At 58.4% G+C, this 17,808-nt stretch carries 14 protein-coding genes; 12 read left to right on the top strand and 2 right to left on the bottom strand.

Annotation, left to right across the window (positions count from 1 at the left end; genetic code table 11):
* Positions 1 to 92 precede the first annotated feature (92 nt).
* Genes AC2FIP_RS19860 through AC2FIP_RS19840 form a run of 5 tightly spaced genes read left to right on the top strand, consistent with a single transcriptional unit; the run spans position 93 to position 7,302 of the window.
* A complete protein-coding gene (locus tag AC2FIP_RS19860; RefSeq protein WP_496690375.1) occupies positions 93 to 1,865 on the top strand; it encodes an ABC transporter ATP-binding protein in 1,773 nt (590 codons plus the stop codon).
* On the top strand, positions 1,858 to 3,768 hold the full coding sequence (locus tag AC2FIP_RS19855) for an ABC transporter substrate-binding protein (RefSeq protein WP_496787847.1): 1,911 nt from the start codon (positions 1,858 to 1,860) through the stop codon (positions 3,766 to 3,768). Before AC2FIP_RS19860 ends, AC2FIP_RS19855 begins: the two co-directional genes overlap by 8 nt.
* Positions 3,769 to 3,782: 14 nt before the next feature.
* A complete protein-coding gene (locus AC2FIP_RS19850; RefSeq protein WP_271951540.1) occupies positions 3,783 to 4,811 on the top strand; it encodes an ABC transporter permease in 1,029 nt (342 codons plus the stop codon).
* A complete protein-coding gene (locus AC2FIP_RS19845) occupies positions 4,808 to 5,962 on the top strand; it encodes an ABC transporter permease (protein ID WP_496787846.1) in 1,155 nt (384 codons plus the stop codon). Before AC2FIP_RS19850 ends, AC2FIP_RS19845 begins: the two co-directional genes overlap by 4 nt.
* Positions 5,959 to 7,302 carry a CoA transferase gene (locus AC2FIP_RS19840; RefSeq protein ID WP_496787845.1) on the top strand — a complete coding sequence of 448 codons (1,344 nt, stop codon included), beginning with the start codon at positions 5,959 to 5,961 and terminating at the stop codon, positions 7,300 to 7,302. The genes AC2FIP_RS19845 and AC2FIP_RS19840 overlap by 4 nt, the downstream gene beginning before the upstream one ends.
* A gap of 97 nt (positions 7,303 to 7,399) precedes the next feature.
* On the opposite strand, the gene AC2FIP_RS19835 is transcribed toward AC2FIP_RS19840, so the two are convergent.
* On the bottom strand, positions 7,400 to 9,775 hold the full coding sequence (locus AC2FIP_RS19835; RefSeq protein WP_281973444.1) for a mechanosensitive ion channel family protein: 2,376 nt from the start codon (positions 9,773 to 9,775) through the stop codon (positions 7,400 to 7,402).
* A 368-nt stretch (positions 9,776 to 10,143) separates the two neighbouring features.
* Here AC2FIP_RS19835 and AC2FIP_RS19830 point away from each other — a divergent pair, with 368 nt between their 5' ends.
* Genes AC2FIP_RS19830 through AC2FIP_RS19800 form a run of 7 tightly spaced genes read left to right on the top strand, consistent with a single transcriptional unit; the run spans position 10,144 to position 16,640 of the window.
* Positions 10,144 to 11,358: a glycosyltransferase family protein gene (locus AC2FIP_RS19830; protein ID WP_185956733.1), complete on the top strand. Its 1,215-nt coding sequence runs from the start codon at positions 10,144 to 10,146 to the stop codon at positions 11,356 to 11,358.
* Positions 11,355 to 12,602, top strand: a complete 1,248-nt coding sequence (locus tag AC2FIP_RS19825; protein ID WP_496787843.1) for a glycosyltransferase — start codon at positions 11,355 to 11,357, stop codon at positions 12,600 to 12,602. Before AC2FIP_RS19830 ends, AC2FIP_RS19825 begins: the two co-directional genes overlap by 4 nt.
* A complete protein-coding gene (locus AC2FIP_RS19820) occupies positions 12,602 to 13,678 on the top strand; it encodes a glycosyltransferase family 4 protein (protein WP_496787842.1) in 1,077 nt (358 codons plus the stop codon). The genes AC2FIP_RS19825 and AC2FIP_RS19820 overlap by 1 nt, the downstream gene beginning before the upstream one ends.
* Positions 13,675 to 14,259 carry a histidine phosphatase family protein gene (locus AC2FIP_RS19815; RefSeq protein WP_496787841.1) on the top strand — a complete coding sequence of 195 codons (585 nt, stop codon included), beginning with the start codon at positions 13,675 to 13,677 and terminating at the stop codon, positions 14,257 to 14,259. The genes AC2FIP_RS19820 and AC2FIP_RS19815 overlap by 4 nt, the downstream gene beginning before the upstream one ends.
* Complete coding sequence (locus AC2FIP_RS19810) at positions 14,256 to 15,404, top strand: glycosyltransferase family protein (protein WP_496787840.1); 1,149 nt, start codon at positions 14,256 to 14,258, stop codon at positions 15,402 to 15,404. Before AC2FIP_RS19815 ends, AC2FIP_RS19810 begins: the two co-directional genes overlap by 4 nt.
* Positions 15,394 to 16,167: a polysaccharide deacetylase family protein gene (locus AC2FIP_RS19805; RefSeq protein ID WP_496787839.1), complete on the top strand. Its 774-nt coding sequence runs from the start codon at positions 15,394 to 15,396 to the stop codon at positions 16,165 to 16,167. The genes AC2FIP_RS19810 and AC2FIP_RS19805 overlap by 11 nt, the downstream gene beginning before the upstream one ends.
* Entirely contained in the window at positions 16,164 to 16,640 is a 477-nt protein-coding gene (locus AC2FIP_RS19800) for a class I SAM-dependent methyltransferase (protein WP_496698837.1), read from the top strand. Before AC2FIP_RS19805 ends, AC2FIP_RS19800 begins: the two co-directional genes overlap by 4 nt.
* Here the strand turns inward: AC2FIP_RS19800 and AC2FIP_RS19795 are convergent, their stop codons facing one another.
* Complete coding sequence (locus AC2FIP_RS19795; RefSeq protein WP_496787837.1) at positions 16,641 to 17,780, bottom strand: alpha-D-ribose 1-methylphosphonate 5-triphosphate diphosphatase; 1,140 nt, start codon at positions 17,778 to 17,780, stop codon at positions 16,641 to 16,643.
* Between the last annotated feature and the right edge of the window lie 28 nt (positions 17,781 to 17,808).

Below are 17,808 nucleotides of genomic sequence, written 5' to 3'. Positions count from 1 at the left end.
TATACAGGCACAACCGCGCGAAACTGCGACAAAAAACACAGGGAGTTGATCAAGCCTATGCCGAGCTACGGCCTAACGGGTGGAATACCCGCATGACTGCGTTGTTGTCTGTCCGGGACCTCAGCATCGGATTTGGTGCCGGAGAGTCTGTGGTTCAAGGCGTCAACTTCGACGTCGAAGCGGGACAGACACTTGCGCTTGTGGGTGAATCAGGGTCGGGGAAAACGATCTCATGCCGGGCTGCGTTGCGCATTCTTCCCCGAGCAGCCCAAATTCGAAGCGGCACGATTACTCTGAATGATTCCAAAGGCATGGAGGAACTGACCCAGATCAGCGAGCGTCAGATGCGCGGCATTCGCGGCAATCGGATCTCGATGATATTTCAAGAGCCGATGCGCTCGCTCTCTCCCCTGCACAAAATTGGCAATCAGGTCAGCGAAGTTCTTTGGCTGCATCGCAATGCCTCCGAGGCACAGGCCCGCAAAACGGTTCTGGAACAGTTCGAACGCGTGGGTTTTCCAGACCCTCAGCGCGCATATGATTCTTACCCGTTCGAGCTGTCCGGCGGGATGCGCCAACGCGCCATGATCGCTATGGCCATGGTTTCCAAACCGGAATTACTGATCGCGGACGAGCCGACGACAGCATTGGACGTTACGACACAGGCCCAGGTGCTGGGGCTGATCAAAGAGCTTCAGCGTGAAACGGGAATGGCGCTGATCCTTGTGACCCATGATTTGGGGGTCGTCGCCAATATGGCCGAACAGGTCGTGGTCATGCACAAAGGCCGCGTGATGGAGGCTGGAGCTGCGGCACCGATCCTGACCAGCCCTGCTCACCCCTATACCCAACAGTTGTTCAACGCCGCGCCCGAGATTCCGGATCAGGACGCAGTTGGCATCCCGATGCCCGACGAAGATCTGATCCTTCAGATGAAGGCCGTGTCGAAAACCTATACGATGCGATCCAGCAAGGGCTGGCAGGGCGAACGCCTGATCCATGCCTGCCGCGGAGTCGATCTGAACCTCGCGCGGGGCAAGACGCTGGCGATCGTCGGCGAAAGCGGCTCGGGCAAAACTACGGCCGCCCGCATCGCACTAGGGGCTGAGCCGCCTGATCCGGGCGGAGAGGTTCTGTTTCGAACCTCCCCCGATGAAGAAGCGATCACCGTTCACAAGATGACCCGGACCCAGCGCACCGCGTTTCAGCGCAAGGCGCAGATGGTGTTTCAGGATCCCTACAGCTCTCTCAGCCCTCGCATGCGCATTCAGGATGCGATGACCGAACCGTTGGAGATTCACCGTATCGGATCGACCGCCGAGCAGCGCGAAAAAGCGGCCGAGATGCTGACACGTGTTGGCCTGAACGCCGATATGCTGAAACGCTATCCCCATGCTTTTTCCGGCGGCCAAAGACAGCGCCTGTCGATTGCCCGCGCAATGATGCTCGACCCTCAGCTTATTGTCTGTGACGAACCCACTTCGGCTCTGGACGTGTCGGTTCAGGAACAAATCCTGACATTGCTGGAACATTTGCAGGACAGCCTGAACTTGTCGTATTTCTTCATCTCGCACGACCTTGCGGTCGTTGCGCGCATTGCCGACGAAGTTGCTGTGATGCGTCGTGGGCTTGTCGTGGAACAGGCCCCGCCCGAGACACTGTTTTACAACCCTCGTCACCCTTACACCAAAGCACTGATTGCTGCGCAGCCAGAGCCCGACATCAACCGCCCCATCGACCTGAATTTGGTTGCTTTGGGTGCTGGTTCACCTGACAGTTGGGATGACGCCTTCCGATTTACCGACTCCGTGGTACCTTCATTGGTAGAGATGGAGCCCGGCCATAAGGTACGATGCCATGTTTAAGACCACTCGCCCGCTGTTACTGGCCGTTGCGCTGGCCGCAACATGGGCCCTGCCCGCCACGGCAGACATGTCCGAGCTGCAAGAAAGTACTTTCTGGGAAACCGAAGTGAATGCGGGGAACCTTCCCCCCATACAGGACCGAATTCCCGCCGAACCCCTGATTGTGGATCTTGCTGCAAAAGGCAGGGAATTCGGCAAACAGGGCGGCACTTTGCGCACAATGATTACTCGGTCCAAAGACATCCGGCAGATGGTGGTTTACGGATATGCCCGCCTTGTTGGCTTCGACCAGACCTATCAGGTCGTTCCAGACCTACTTGAATCCTTCCAGAACGACGACAACCGCAAATACACCCTCAACCTCCGTGAAGGTCACAAATGGTCGAATGGCTCTCCGTTCACTTCCGAGGACTTCCGATACTGGTGGGAGGATGTGGCGAATAACGAACTGCTCAGCCCGTCGGGACCACCGGATTTTCTGATCGTCGAAGGCAAGACTCCGACCGTGACATTCCCCGATGAAACGACCGTTGTGTTTGAATGGGAAGATCCCAACCCCGGCTTCCTGCAGGCTCTGGCACAAGCGCGCCCGCCTTTCATCTACCGCCCTTCCGAGTTCCTGAAACAGTACCACGAGAAATACGCTGACGCAGAAAAGCTTGCCTTTCAGGTTGAAGATGCCCGCGTCAAAAGCTGGGCGGCTTTACACAACAAACTCGACAACCTTTACAAGTTTGACAACCACGAGTTGCCAACTTTGCAGCCCTGGTTGAATGCAAGTTCGGGCAAAAAGATCCGTCACAACTTTGTTCGCAATCCCTATTTTCATCGCATCGATAGCCATGGGGTGCAGCTTCCCTATATCGACGTGGTCGAGATGGAGATCGTGGCCGGGGGTCTGGTTGCCGCAAAAACCAATGCTGGCGAATCCGATCTACAGGGGCGCGGACTGGCGTTCCGCGACGCTTCGATCTTGAAAAAAGGCGAGGCTGGTGGAGACTACAAAACCTTGCTGTGGAAAACCGGGGTTGCCTCACAGATCGCGATTTACCCCAATCTGAACTACGAAGACGAAGCATGGCGTACCGTTTTGCGTGACGCGCGTGTTCGCCGCGCGCTGTCTCTGGCAATCGACCGCAAAACGATAAATCAGGCGCTGTATTTCAAACTGGCCCATCCCGCCGCGATGTCGGTCTTGCCCGCTTCGCCCTTCTTCAACGAAGAAAACGCAAAGGCATGGGCACAGTACGACATCGAATTGGCGAATGCGCTGCTGGACGAGGCCGGCCTGACCGAACGTGACAAGAACGGCACGCGGCTGTTGCCGGATGGCCGCCCGATGGAACTGGTCATCGAAACTGCAGGTGAGCGGCAAGAGGTCGAAAACGCCTTGCAAATCGTCACGGACACATGGCGCGACATTGGCGTCGATCTTATTATGCGCCCATTGGACAGGGACATTCTGCGCAACCGGGTGTTTGCCGGCAGCACAATGGCGTCGGTCTGGTTCGGCTGGGATGACGGCATCCCGCAACACCACACCTCACCAGCTTATCTTGCCCCTACCGATCAGGTGTTTTTGGCCTGGCCAAAATGGGGGCAGTACTATCAGACCGGAGGCGATGTTGGCGAGAAACCCGATATGCCTGAGGCCGAGCGCCTGATGGAACTGGCCCATAACTGGGAGGTCGCCTCGACTGATGAGGAACGCAAGGCCGCATGGGATGAGATGCTGAAAATCCACGCTGACCAACTTTATGCCATTGGCATTCTGAACGGTGCGCCTCAGCCTATCGTCGTATCGAACCGCCTGCGCAACGTCCCCGAGCAGGCCATGTGGGCCTGGGAACCCGGCGCACATTTCGGCATTCACCGGCCGGACGAATTCTTTTTCGCCGACTGATCAGGAGCAGCCACATGGTCATGCTGCGCTATGCAGTCTATCGCTTTTTCACGATGCTGCTGACCCTTCTGGTGGTGTCGGTTCTGGTATTCGTGATTATCAACCTGCCCCCGGGTGACTATCTCAGCAATCAGATCGCGGAACTGCAGGCGTCCGGACAATCGGCGGGTGTGGCCAAGGCAGAATTCCTGCGCGCGGAATATGCGCTGGATCGCCCCATGTGGGAGCAATATCTGATCTGGATCGGTTTCTGGCCCGGCCCGCATGGGTTCGATGGGCTGGTGCAAGGCAACTACGGCTGGTCCTTTGAATTTGACCGCCCGGTCGCAGAAATCGTGGGCGACACGCTGTGGCTGACCGTCGTGGTCAATCTGGCCGCCATCCTGTTCGTATATGCGGTGGCCTTGCCACTGGGTGTCCTTGCAGCCGCGAAGTCGCGGACCTGGATCGACTATACCTCGGCCTTTGTGGGCTATTTGGGTCTGGCAACGCCGAACTTTTTACTGGCACTGATCCTGTTCTACTATGGGCACCGCTATTTCAACCTACCAATCGGAGGCCTGATGGACCCGTCCTTTGAAGGGCTGCCGATGAGTTGGGAAAAGCTGAAATCCATCCTCGTCCATTTGATCGTACCGACCTTTGTGATCGGCACATCTGGCGCCTCGGCCATGATGCAGCGGCTGCGGGCGAATATGCTGGATGAACTGGGCAAGCCCTATGTGGAAACCGCCATTGCCAAAGGCATGGCCCCGTCGCGGATGCTGACCAAATACCCGCTGCGTGTGGCCTTCAACCCCTTTGTCGCGGATATCGGAAACCTGCTGCCTTCGATGGTCTCCGGCTCGGTTCTGGTATCGGTTGTTCTGGGTCTTCAGACGATCGGCCCGACATTGCTGACGGCGCTGAAGACGCAGGATCAGTTCCTATCCGCCTTCATCCTTATGTTCGTGGCCTTGCTGACGCTGATCGGCACGATGATCTCTGACATTCTGCTGGTCATGCTGGACCCGCGCATCCGATATGAGGGGCGTGAAGCATGACCCAACACCCTGATGGTCGCTATGTCGACGACGCCCCATTCGATCCCGATGCCGCCCTGCAACAGCTTGAGCGCGCCGATTTGGATGCTCCGAACTGGATTCTGGTCTGGCGCAAATTCCGAACCCACAAGCTGGGCCTGATTTCCGGCATCTTCCTGTTGCTGTGCTATCTCATGCTGCCCTTTGCGGGTTTCATCGCGCCTTATGGCCCGAATGAACGTAATGACGAGCATCTCTATGCCCCGCCGCAAAGCATCAACTGGTTCCATGAGGGCGAATTCATCGGGCCTTATGTCTATTCGATGGTGGCCGAGGCGGATCTGGAGACCTTCCAGTGGAAGTTTGTCGCCGACACCGACACCCCGCGGCCAATCAAGTTTTTCTGCGAAGGGGCCGAGTACAAGCTGGCGGGTCTGATCAAATCCGATACGCACCTGTTCTGTGCACCTGAAGACGCGACTTTGTTCCTATGGGGGTCGGATCGTCTGGGCCGTGATGTATTCAGCCGTATCCTCTTTGGCGCCCAGCTGTCATTGACGGTGGGTCTGATCGGGATTTCAGTGTCCTTCTTTCTTGGTATCCTGTTCGGCTCGATTGCGGGATATTTTGGCGGCAGAATCGACTGGGTGATTAACCGTATAATCGAAATTCTGCGCTCACTACCTGAATTGCCCCTTTGGCTCGCGCTATCAGCGGCGGTCCCCTCGAATTGGAGCCCGGTCGCGGTATTCTTCATCATCTCGATTATCTTGGGGATTCTCGACTGGCCTGGCCTTGCGCGATCTGTTCGTGCCAAATTCCTTTCGCTGCGCGAAGAAGAATACGTACGTGCAGCCGAAATGATGGGAGCAAGCTCGGGCCGGGTGATCCGCAAGCACCTGCTGCCCAACTTCATGTCGCATCTGATCGCATCGGCAACCCTGTCGATCCCGGCAATGATCCTGGGCGAAACGGCGCTCAGCTTCCTTGGGCTTGGGCTGCGCGCCCCGGCCGTCAGCTGGGGTGTGATGCTGAACGATGCGCAGAACCTTGCCTCGATCGAGATCTACCCCTGGACGGCCATCCCGATGCTGCCGATCATTGTCATCGTGCTGGCATTCAACTTTCTGGGTGACGGGCTTCGTGACAGCCTGGATCCATATCAGCAATGACGCTGTTATCCGTACTGCCATCACCCGAAGGGTATCGGACAACCGGCACCGGAGCGCGACCCAGCGTGTATGCAGTCTCCGAACTGGCGACCGCCAGCTTTGCGGCTGTTGGTCAGGAACTGGCACGCCTGATGGGCGCGCTGAACCTGACCCAAAGCCCGCCCGAGATTTTGGTCGATCACCGGTTGGCGTCTCTCTGGTACGGATATTCTTTCAAACCCGATGGCTGGGAAATGCCCAACCTCTGGGACAGTATCGCCGGTGATTACCTTGCCAATGATGGTTGGATCAGGCTGCACACGAACCTGCCTCAGCACCGTGCGGCCGCCCTGAAAGTCCTGAAGGTCAACGGAGATCGGGACGCGGTTACAAAGGCTGTTGCAACTATGTCGGCGGCCAATCTTGAAAACGCTGTCGTGGCTGAGGGTGGTGTGGCAGCCGCCATGCGCAGCCGTGGGGAATGGCAGGATCATCCACAGGGGCGCGCGGTTTCACGGGACCCGCTGATCGGATGGCACAAACCCCGACAGATTAAGCTTCGCGACCGGCCAAAGGCAACGGCCAAGCGCCCGCTGGCAGGTCTGCGCGTGCTTGATCTGACCCGCGTTCTGGCCGGTCCGGTTTCAACTAGAACTCTGGCGGGGTTCGGGGCAGAGGTCCTGCGCATTGATCCTCCGGGTTGGGATGAACCCGGTGTGATCCCGGACATTTCCCTGGGCAAGCGCTGCGCCTATCTTGACCTGAAATCGCCGGAAGGTGCCGAGACACTTCACGCGTTGCTGGCTCAGGCGGATGTTTTCATTCATGGCTACCGCCCTGGCGCATTGGACGCGCTGGGCCTCACCCAAGCCAAACGGGACGAGATTGCCCCGAACAGAGTAGAAGTCACGCTGAATGCCTATGGCTGGCAAGGCCCTTGGTCTTCGCGGCGCGGATTTGACAGCCTCGTACAGATGAGCAGCGGGATTGCCGATGCAGGTCGGGTATGGGCCGGTGCAGACAAGCCGACACCCCTGCCGGTGCAGGCGCTGGACCACGCGACTGGATATCTGATGGCTGCCGCCGTCCTGTCAGCATTGTCCGAAGCCGCGATGGGTGCGCCGATCATGCAGGCCCGATTGTCGCTGGCACGCACGGCTGACCTGCTGACCATTCTAAGCAAGTTCGACACCAAGACAGAAATTGGCGCTTCGGTTCCTGCGGATTTCACGACCAAGACCGAAACCTCTGGATGGGGACCTGGCCACAGGTTGAAGCCCGCGCTCTCGGTTGGTCCGGCTCAGATGTCGTGGGACCTACCCGCAAGCAAACTGGGCACGTCGAGCGCCACCTGGTCATAGCCCTACGCCTACGCCCTCGCCGGCAGATGCGCGGTCCGGTCCAACGCTTTGGAAGGGGTCTCGTCAGAGACGCAGCCCAAAGAGGCGGGAGCGGTCCCTAGCGGTCGTCGCCTCCAGGACCGATATCGTCCAGATAATCCTCGTCGATGGCCGCATGCACTGCACCGGTCACCGCTTCGCGTTCCTGCGGTGTCAGGTTTTCGGCCTCTTTTCCGTCAGCAAGCCTGACGGTCACCTCACGATGAGCAAACTTGATCCCTTCGCGGGCAAACAATTCGCGGATATCCTGATAGACCTTCTTACGCACCAGCCACTGATCGCCCGGCTTGGTCATGAACTTGACCCGAATGATCATCGCCGAATCCTGCATTTCGATCACGCCCTGCGATTTCAACGGCTGGATAAAATTATCCCCAATCACCGGATCGCTCAAAAGCTCTTGGCCCAAATTCTTGATGAGTTTCCGCACTTTTTCGACATCGGTGTCATAGGTCACCCGCAGGGGCAGCTTCATGATCACCCAATCGCGCGAATAGTTGGTAAGAACTTTGATCTCGCCAAAGGGGATCGTATTCAGTGCGCCCAGATGGTGCCGCAACTGGAACGACCGGACCGAGATTTTCTCGACCGTCCCCTTCACATCGCCAATGTCAATATATTCGCCTTTGCGGAAGGCATCATCCATCAGGAAAAACGCGCCCGAGAAGATATCCCGGACAAGCGTTTGCGACCCGAACCCAACGGCCAGACCCACGACACCGGCACCAGCGAACAGCGGGCTGACATTGATACCCAATTCCATCAGGACAATCAGAACGATGGTCACAACAACAACCGCCAAAATTGCGCCACGGAACAATGGAAGCAGTGTCGCAAGACGGCTTTGCCCGCCTTCCCCGCCCTCGTCGCCCAGTTCAACCTCTCCACCGGCTACGTCTTCTTCCTCAGCAATCTTGGTATCAATCCAGACACGAAAGAAATGGAACAAGATGTAGCCCATGAACAGGATAACCATCACGTCCAGAGCCCGTTCAATAGGCAGGTCTTCGCTCCAGCTTGCGTCCGGATTCCATATTACGACCAGAGCATATAACCCGACGACAAATGCCAGGATACCGGCCACACGTCGCGCCAGATCCTCATAGGTGACGATCGAGTGCTTTCTCTTTTCCGCTTGCGGGGTTTGAGGAACCTCATCCTCTTCAACACCGGCACCAGTCTCTGCGTTCAGCTCTTCAATCTGGCGATTGCGGACGAAGTAGCGTTCAAGCAGATAGTTCATCGCGCCATAGGCAATGACCACAGACATGAAGATGGCATAGCTGCTGGCAACAATCGGAATGGAATTCTCGTTCTCAAGCACCAGATCAACAGCCAGTTTGAACCAGCTGAACACGATATAAACTGCCAGAACCGGCGCCCAGGCAATCGATATCAGGCGCAAAATCCAGGATACCTGTTCCTTTGACCGCCCGCCTCGGATCGCGTTCGAGATGGCGCGCGCGTTGAACAGAATCATCAGAACATTGCCCAAGGCGCCAAACATGGTCAGGCCGCCATAGACCATCGCATAGACATTGTAGTTCAGACCAAAATCCGCAACCCAGGTAGAAAACAATACCACCGAGATATCATATGTCGCGATTGCCGAGGCCCAGACGTAAAGGCGTTTTGCCTCCCGGTCGGAAAAGGGCGGCAGCCGGTACTGACTGAGGTAAGGAGACAACACCATACGCCAAAGATCGGAAACTGTGCGTGCAAGAAAGAATGCCGTAAATATGGCGGTGGTCGTGAACTGAATCGAAAGATCTTCAGCCTCGCCAAAGATCAGATAGCCCACGATCAAGGCCATCAGCATCGCGAAGATCGTGGCCCCAACACCCATGAAAAAGCGAAAGACCAGAAAGGGCATTTTTTCGCGATAGCCCTGCGGATCTTCTTTTGACCGCGCCACCACAAGCCTTTTTGCAAGACGCTTGCCGTAGATTTCTATCGACAGCCAGCGCCCCAGAAGAAGGAAGAGTATATTCCAGCCCAACACTTCGACATAGGTCTGTATTCGGCCGTCCGGGCTGGTCTCTCGCAAAACATATTGCACTTCGAAGATCGAATACGGCAAAGCCTGCAGGCGCGACTCCATCGACTCGCGGAACTTCGAGAACCGCTCTTGCGCCTTCATCAACTGTGACCCTTCGGACATCGGGTCATGGGCGATATCGTCGTGCGTCGAGGCGGTATTGCCACCAGATGAGACAAGCTGACCGGCGCTGTCGATGACGATGACGCTTGCACCCGCTTCGGTGGCTGATCGGATCGCGTCAGCCAGTTCGCTTTCCTTATCTGCTTCAGATGTCGTGCCAGACCCCGAACCATACCCGGGTATAAGCGAAGTCTGCGCCGTCGCTTCCGACCCCAGAGATAGCATAGCCACCCAGACGAACAGGGCCATTGCAGCCAATAGGTTAAATCTCATGAATTCTCGCTTCCGGGTCGCATGTTGTCGCAGGTTACAGAAGCTTTCCGAACACTTCAATTTATGCGCCGCTGCGGTCCCGATAAAGTGCACAGGCGTGTTCCGGGTGCAATGAGTTGGAATCGGATGTTTTCATCCGCTTCAAAACTGAATATGACGGGCTGGGCATACACTTTCGGGCAAGCAGCTAAGGTCTTTGCGCAAAAACGAAAAGGCACCTTGCGGCTTACCAGAGGAATGGCTGACGTTTTACGCAGTCCCTTCCAGTCGGCGGGTCACAAGGCCCTTTGGCAAGACGGGTGAAAGACGATAGGCTAACAGGTGCCGATGCGCGGACCGACACCAAGACACTTAAGACAGGCGAAGGCATGAGCCTAGGAAGACAAAACGATACTACTGGCCGCGCGCCACGGATCCTGTTCTACAGCCATGACACGTTCGGGCTGGGCCATCTGCGCAGGTCTCGTGCACTGGCCGCCGCAATTACGCAGGCGGATCCAACGGCATCATCCCTGATCCTGACCGGATCGCCCGTCGCTGGCCGGTTCACATTTCCGCGCAGGGTCGACCACGTGCGTCTGCCTGGCGTGACCAAACGGGCGGACGGGTCATACGCGTCTCAGACAATCGGGATGGGGATCGACGAGGTGACCGAGTTGCGATCGGGGTTGATTCAGACCGCCGTTCAGCAGTTCGACCCGGACATTCTGATCGTAGACAAAGAACCCACCGGGTTCCGCGGCGAGCTATTGCCAACACTCGAAAACCTGTTGCTCTCGCAGCGCACCAAACTAGTGCTGGGTTTGCGTGATGTTCTGGATGAACCCGAAGTTCTGGCCGCAGAGTGGGAACGGAAAGAGGCAACTGCAGCGACCGAAAGATTCTATCATGAAATCTGGGTTTACGGGCTGCGTTCGATCTATGATCCGACCAAGGGGCTGCCTCTGAATCACGCGGCCCAGTCGCGCATTCACTGGACTGGCTATTTGCGTCGTGATCTGGGGCCAATCGGTACTCCACCGGAACAGCCCTATATCCTGATTACCCCAGGTGGTGGTGGGGACGGCAAGGCGATGGTGAACCTGGTTCTTTCGGCTTACGAAAAGGACCCCGACCTGTCACCACGCGCGGTATTGGTCTATGGCCCGTTCCTGTCAGGTGATCTGCGGGACGAATTCGAAACCCGTGTGGCCGCCTTGAACGGGCGTGTGACCGCCGTCGGCTTTGAATCCCAGATCGAAACGCTGTTCCACGGCGCGGCTGGCGTTGTCTGTATGGGCGGGTATAATACGTTCTGCGAGGTCCTGTCCTTTGACAAACGCGCCGTCATTGTTCCACGGACCAGCCCACGTATGGAACAGTGGATACGTGCCTCACGCGCCGAGGATCTGGGACTGATCCGGATGTTGGACGAGTTCCGTGACGGGCTAACAACCGATTCCATGGTCCGTGCCATTCGCGACCTACCACATCAGCCATTGCCGTCTCAGGCCATTGAACAGGGCCTGCTGGACGGGTTGGACTATGTCACCGGGCGCATTGAGGTATTGCTGAATCAGGAACAGGAACGGGCAACCGGATGACCGCAGGCGCACCCAATCTGGCGGTGCTGGTCAAAGGGTGGCCGCGCCTGTCCGAAACGTTCATCGCGCAGGAACTTGTTGCTCTGCAAGAGGCAGGCCATCAGTTCGACATCTGGTCCCTGCGTCATCCAACCGATGTGAAACGGCATCCGCTGCACGACAGGTTTCGTGGCCAGGTTCGATATCTGCCGGAATATCTGTATCAAGAACCTCAGCGCATATGGGCTGCCCGCGAACAAGCGCAGCGTCTGCCGGGATACGGCGCGGCCCATAAGGTCTGGCGCGCTGATTTGCGCCGCGATCCCACGCATAACCGCATCCGTCGGTTCGGCCAGGCCTGTGTTCTGGCTGCGGAATTGCCCGCCAGCACACAGGTTCTCTATGCGCATTTCATGCATACGCCCTCGTCGGTCGCGCGCTATGCCGCGATCATGCGCGGCCTTCCGTGGAGCTTTTCAGCCCATGCAAAAGATATCTGGACGTCACCGGATTGGGAAAAATCGGAAAAGTTGCACTCCGACACTTACGGAGCAGCTTTTGGTGCAACCTGCACCGCGATCGGCGCCCAGCATCTGCGCAGCCTAGCCGACGATCCGGCACGGGTTGAACTGATCTATCACGGGCTGGATCTGGGCCGCTTTCCAGCCCCGCCGGAACGCGGCTTACGCCCCGCTGACAGCCCTTTTCATATGCTGTCCGTTGGGAGGTTGGTCGAAAAGAAAGGCTTTGATCGCCTGATTGATGCATTCGCCATGCTGCCGGAAGATCTTGACTGGCACTGGACGCATATCGGCGGAGGAAGCCTGAGTGATACTTTGCAGAACCGGGCCGCATCGGCCGGGTTGTCCGGGCGCATCACCTGGAAAGGGGCCTGTGACCAACCCGAGGTCATCGCCGCGATGCGCACAGCAGACCTGTTTGTTCTGCCCAGCCGGATCGCCGCAGATGGGGACCGGGATGGCCTGCCCAATGTGTTGATGGAAGCCGCCTCGCAATATCTGCCAATCCTTTCGACCCCCGTTTCTGCGATTCCTGAGTTTATCGAGACAGGCACGCATGGCGTCCTGACGGACGACGATCCGGTCGCGCTGGCAAATGCGATCTCAAAGCTGGCGGCCAACCCCGCACAAGCTGCTGGTATGGCGGGCGCTGCCTATGATCGCCTGATCGCCGAATTCCGCATGGACCCGGGCATAGCGCTTTTGTCTGCCAGGTTAAGCGCGCTGGGCGCGCATAAGAGCTGATGCCGCGCATCGCCTTCTACGCCCCGATGAAATCCCCCAACAGCCCGGTGCCGTCGGGGGACCGGGAAATGGCACGAAATCTTCTTCTTGCAATCCAAGCCCGAGGGGATGCGGTGGATCTGGCCTCGGACCTACGCGTATTCGACAAGCACGGCGACAAAGAGGTCCAGGCCAAACTGCGCCATGAGGCTGAAGCCGAGGTGCTGCGCCTGACCTACGACCTACCTGCTGACACTGCACTATGGGTGACCTATCACAATTATTACAAGGCCCCTGATCTGATTGGACCCCGTGTAAGTACGGCGCGAAACATACCCTATGTTCAGCTTGAAAGCACCCGTGCCTACAGCCGCATTCAGGGGCCATGGTCAGGGTTTGCCCAAGCGGCCCATCAGGCCTGCGACGCGGCCCGGGTGATCTTTTATCACACCGCCAATGACCTCATCACGCTGGAACGCGAGCAGTTCGGAAATCAGGCGCTTGTCGAGCTTCCGCCGTTTCTTCCCGCCTCCTCGCTGCCGCAGGCCTCTAGCTGCGATGGCCCGATGCTGGCCGTGGGCATGATGCGACACGGCGACAAGCTGGCCTCTTACCGGGTGCTTGAACAGGCACTGCGCCACCTGCAGGGCGATTGGTCCCTGTCTATTGCGGGCGATGGTCCCGCCCGCGCCGAAATCGAAGCGCTGATGGCCAAGTTTGGCACGAAAGTCCGGTTTCTGGGGCAGCTTGATCGCGACGCGCTGCGCAAGACTTATGCTACCGCATCCCTGATGGTCTGGCCCGGCGTGAATGAGGCCTATGGCATGATCTATCTAGAGGCTCAGGCACATGGTATCCCCGTGGTCGCGCAAGACAGGCCGGGCGTCCGGGATGTGCTTATGCCGTCCGACTATCCTTCGGTTGCTGAAGGGGCCAAGGGGCTGGCTGCAAGGCTGCGCACTCTTCTGGACAATCCGGCACTGCGGTCTTCTCAAGGCAGCCAATCGGCCGCATATATAGCCGCGCGCCACCTGATGCCAGATGCAACTGATCGGTTCTGGACGGCTGTTGATCCTTTGCTGGAGGCATCCACATGAGCAAGCTCGCCCTATTGCGCCACGGGCATACGGCGTGGAACCGCGCCGGGCGCATTCAGGGGCGCAGCGATATTCCATTAGATGAACAGGCACAGACAGAACTGGCATGCTATTCCCTGCCCTCCCCTTGGGATCAGGCTATGGTCTGGTCCAGTCCCTTGGCGCGTGCGGCCCAGACGGCACAACTGGTTACTGGGCGCGAACCGTTGAAGTCCGAGGCCCTCACGGAAATGAACTGGGGTGCTTGGGAGGGGCAGCACGGCACCGATCTCATTGCCGATCCCGCAAGCGGTTATCGCCATATCGAGGATTGGGGTTGGGGTTTCCTACCCCCCGGAGGTGAAAGCCCCGCCGAAATTTGGCAGCGGCTGGAACCTTGGCTTGCAAGCCTTGGCGAAAATACCGTAGCCGTTTGCCATATCGGCATCATGCGGGTCATTCTGGCCCGCGCCTGGGGATGGGATTTTGACGGCCCCGCCCCCTTTAAGATCAAGCGCAACCGCCTCTATATCGTGGACATGGAGTCCATGCGCCCCGAAACTGACCCTATCCGCTTGATCCGGCAGGAGACCCGCATATGAGGGTGATGATTGTTGTGACCCATCTGCTGGGCACCGGACATCTGAGCCGCGCACTTACATTGGGCCGGGCCTTTGCCGCTGAGGGTCACAAGGTCTTGCTGGTCTCGGGCGGAATGCCCGCGCCGCAGCTGGACCATACCGGGATCGACTTGCTAGGGCTGCCGCCATTGCGCTCAGACGGCACCAATTTTACGCGATTGCTGACGCAAACGGATGAGGTCGCAGATGCTGCCTATTTCGACGCTCGCAAGGTTGCCCTGACAGAGGCGCTGCGGAGCTTTGCCCCGGATGCGCTGATCACCGAGCTGTACCCCTTTGGCCGCAGATCTCTGGCGGATGAGTTCGACGCCCTGTTGGAGGCGGCCCACACACAGGGTCCCCGTCCGGTTATTTTGGGATCAGTCAGGGATATACTGGCGCCCCCGTCCAAACCTGCCAAAGCCCAGCGCACCGAGGAGATCATTCTTGACCTCTTTGACGGTGTCCTTGTCCATTCAGACCCAAGCATGATCCCGCTGAGTGTAAGCTGGCCAGTCTCGGAACGTCTGGCGCATCGCCTGTTCTATACCGGGTTCGTGGCCCCTACGGCACCGACCCCGCATCCCGACGGGATTGGTAAAGGTGAGATTCTGGTGAGCGCTGGCGGTGGATCGGTGGGCGAGCCGATCTTTCGGGCAGCCATCGAGGCCGCACGAAAGATGACCAACTGGCGCTGGCGCCTGTTGGTAGGCGGGCTGGACTCCGCAGCACGCATAGAACGCCTGACAGCAGGTGTTGGCGACGCCCCTGTCACGCTGGAACCGGTGCGCCCGGACTTTCGACAAATGCTGCCCTTGGCCGCCGCATCGGTCAGCATGTGCGGCTACAACACGGCGTTGGACATTCTGCAGTCTGGCGTACCCTCGGTTTTCATCCCCTTCGACGACGGAAGCGAAGTCGAACAGACTTTGCGCAGCCAAAGCCTGTCGAAGCTCAGCGCGATCGACGTATTGCCAAGCAACAAGTTGTCCGAAGATACCCTGGTGCAGGCTGTCGAGGCCGTTCTGGCCGCCCCCGCGCGGCCAAGTGCCGGTCAGGGTTTTGACGGGGCTGCAAAATCTGTCGAGATTGTAAGATCACTGTTGGATCACGCTCATGACCGGTGATTGGCACCCCCTGATGACCGAGCTTGATCTGTGGCGGCGGGACGGGCTGTCTCTGCCGCTGTGGTGGAGGGATGATGACGCGGTCTGTGTCACGCCACAGTTGGAACGTTTGGAGGCGCTGTCCGCATCACTGGAACTGCCGGTTCATCTGGCGATTATTCCGCGTGACGCAGATGAAGATCTAGTTACCCATGTCGAAGGCTCGTCCGCATTGATACCGGTGGTCCATGGCTGGGCCCATCAAAACCACGCTCCGACAAACGAGAAAAAATCGGAGTTTCGACTGCATCGCCCCATTCAGGACATCCGCAGCGATGCGCGGGCCGGGCTGATCCGGTTACAGAGCCTGTTCCCAGACAAGCTGTGCCCTATGTTTGTGCCACCCTGGAACCGGATCGCGTCAGAGATGGTTCAGGAATTGCCGGGCCTGGGATATCGCATCCTGTCCACCGCCACCCCCCGAAAGGTAAAGATGGCGGCACCTGGCCTTATGCAGGTCAACACGCATCTGGACCCGATCGACTGGCGCGGGTCACGGGGGTTGGCCCCTCGGGACAAGCTGATCGCTCAGGCCACAGATCTGCTGCGGGACAGGCGCGAAGGGCCTGCGGACAATACCGAGCCGTTTGGCATCCTGACGCATCACCTGGTGCATGACGAGGAAGTCTGGTCCTTTACGCAGGACCTTCTGACGCGGTTTCTGGATGGTCCGGCGACCGTCTGGACCGCCCCAAAAAACGATAGATCACGGAGACCCGAATGAGCCGATTGGATTCAATGCTGCGCCGCCTGACGGCCCAACGCGACGGGCTGAACTGGGCGGTCGATCAGATTACAGATACGAGCGGCGATATACTGGACATGGGTTTGGGGAATGGCCGCACCTATGATCACCTACGTGAAATTCTACCAGACCGGCGCATCTGGGTCATGGACAGGGTTTTACAGTGCCACCCGTCCAGCACCCCTCCGGCAGAGGATTTTCTGCAGGGCGAAGCGGGTCCTATGTTAAAGAAACTAGCAGCCGGTGGCCCAAAAATAGCATTGGCACATTACGATTTCGGGCGCGGTATCAAGCAGGATGATGTGGCTGAGGCGGCGATGCTCAGCCCGCTGATCGCTCAGGTCATGCTGCCCGGTGGGCTGCTGATATCCGGCCAACCACTGGTTGGGTTTGAACAGATCACCGGACCGGAGACCATCGCACCCGACCGATACCTTTTCTACAGGGCCTGATCAGGCCACACGTCGCCCTCGCGACCACACTCCGTTCAGGGCAGGCGCGCCTTCACGCATCCGGAACCGTATGACGTCGGCGCGTGCGCCTGCGCGCAGCTCGCCACGGTCTTCCAGCCCGACCACCTGCGCCGGGGACATCGTAACGGTCCGCAGTCCACGGGCCATGTTGCCCCACATCTCCCCCAGCCGTGCCGCCGACAGCAACAACGCGGCCGGCACATAGTCCGATGACAGAATATCCAGGTGTCCCAGATCGGCCAGTTCTTTGGCGGCGACATTCCCCGAATGTGACCCGCCCCGGATTACATTCGGCGCCCCCATCATCACCTTGATCCCGTGATCATGGCAAGCCCGCGCCGCTTCGACGGTAGTGGGGAATTCGGCCAGCCGGATACCGTGGCCCGCTGACACATGTACCTGTTCCCGGGTGGTGTCGTCATGGCTGGCCAGCATGGCCCCAAAACGCTTGGCCGCTTTTACGGTTTCCACCTCGTGCTTTTCGCCGTTCCTGTCCCTCATCGCCTTGAGGTCCGCGACATGCTGCTGGAATTCCTTGCCCTCCAACCCCAGCTTTCCTTTCAGATAGCTTTCGAGCTTTGAGATATCACGGAATTGACGCTGACCGGGCGTGTGGTCCATCAGTGACACCAGCCCGACACGGTCCTCGAGGCCGAATTCATCCAGTTCTTCGACCAGCGTTTCTGAACACAATTCGGCCCGCAAATGCAAGAAATGGCTGATTTTTAAGGCGTCTTGCTCCCGTAACTGCCACAGCTCGCGGGACAGGCCACGTGCGTATTTGTTGTAGCGCGGACCAGTCGGGATCGACCCGACGCGCATCGCATCGAACACGGTTGTGATGCCCGTGCTGGCCAGTTCGGCGTCATGGGCAAGAATTGCCGCCGCATGGGGCCAGTCGACCTTGGGGCGGGGCTGGATATGACGTTCCAGATTGTCTGTGTGCAGCTCGACCAGGCCGGGGCTGACATAGTCACCCTCACAATCGATTGCACCGCTTGGAACCGCCGCGCCTGTATCGATCTCGGTGATGCTGTCGCCCTGAACCCGGACGCTGCCGGTAATGGTTTCGTCGGGCAGGATCAGCGTGGCATTGGCAAGGATCAATTCTTCTGTCATCTGAACTTCACACAGTTTGAGGTATTGG

This window comes from Ruegeria sp. CDSB114 (assembly GCF_059611025.1).
This window is presented reverse-complemented; position numbering and strand designations above follow the sequence as displayed.